The organism is Kineococcus sp. AC630 (assembly GCF_979255925.1).
In genome coordinates this window covers 1-1,298 of sequence record NZ_CEEDMJ010000054.1, presented here as the reverse complement: position 1 = coordinate 1,298, position 1,298 = coordinate 1, and the positions used below count along the sequence as shown (strand labels likewise).

The window sequence follows — 1,298 nt, the reverse complement described above, 5'->3', positions numbered from 1 at the left end:
GGGTCTGCTGCACTGATCGGTGACAACCGAGCTGGCTTGCTCCCGAGCAGGCCTGGAAGGATGTCGCTGTGCCCAAGCCCTACCCCCGCGAGTACCGAGACGACGTCGTCCGAGTCGCCCAAGACCGCGATCCTGGCGTGACGTTGGAGCAGGTCGCCGCCGACTTCGGCATCCACGTCATGACCTTGTCGAAGTGGATGCGCCAAGCTGACGTCGACGCCGGGGTGAAACCCGGCACCAGCACCACCGACAACGCGGAGCTACGCGAAGCCCGCCGCCGGATCAAGCTGCTCGAGCAGGAGAACGAGGTCCTGCGCCGCGCCGCGGCCTACCTCTCCCAGGCGAACCTGCCCGGTAGCTCAGGACGTGGCTCGGGAAAAGGCTCTACCCGCTCGTGAGCGAGCTGGCCGCCGAGGGCATCTCGGTGGCCCTCACGTGCCGGGTGCTGAACATCGCTCGCCAGGTCTACTACCGCTGGTTGGCCGAGCCCGTCACCCCGGCGGAGCTGGAGGAGGCCTACCGTGCCAACGCCCTCTTCGATGCCCACCGCGATGATCCGGAGTTCGGCTACCGCTATCTGCACGAAGAAGCAGCTGAGGCCGGGCAGTCCATGGCCGCCCGGACCGCCTGGCGGATCTGCTCGGACAACCGGTGGTGGAGCGCATTCTCCAAGCGCCGCACCAAGAACGGGAAACGGCCCGGCCCGCCGGTGCACGACGACCTCGTCCGCCGGAAGTTCATCGCCACCCGGCCCAATGAGTTGTGGCTCACCGACATCACCGAGCACTGGACCGCCGAGGGCAAGCTCTACCTCTGTGCGATCAAGGACATGTTCTCCCGGCGCATCGTCGGGTACTCCATCGACTCCCGGATGACCTCCCGCCTGGCCGTCCGTGCCCTGGCCAATGCCGTTGCGCGGCGGCGGGTTGAGGGCGTCGACGTCGCCGGCTGCACTCTACATTCGGATCGTGGATCGCAGTTTCGATCGAGGGGATTTGTCTACGCCCTGAACCGACACGGTCTGGTGGGGTCGATGGGTCGTGTCGGTGCGGCCGGGGACAACGCGGCCATGGAGAGTTTCTTCGGGCTGCTGCAGAACAACGTATTGGACCGCAGGCAGTGGGTCACTCGGGAGGAGTTGCGGATCGCGATCGTGACCTGGATTGAGCGGACCTACCACCGCCGTCGGCGGCAGAGCGGGTTGGGCCGGTTGACCCCTATCGAGTACGAGACCATCATGACCTCGTCGGTCGCTCTGACCGCGTGACGTAGCTGTCACCTGATCATGCAGCAGACCC

The 1,298-nt window shown here is 66.3% G+C and carries 1 pseudogene; it reads left to right on the top strand.

Annotated features, from left to right (window positions below):
* The first annotated feature begins 68 nt into the window (after window positions 1-68).
* Window positions 69-1,267, top strand: a pseudogene (locus AC0I8G_RS25815) (IS3 family transposase).
* Window positions 1,268-1,298: the final 31 nt, after the last annotated feature.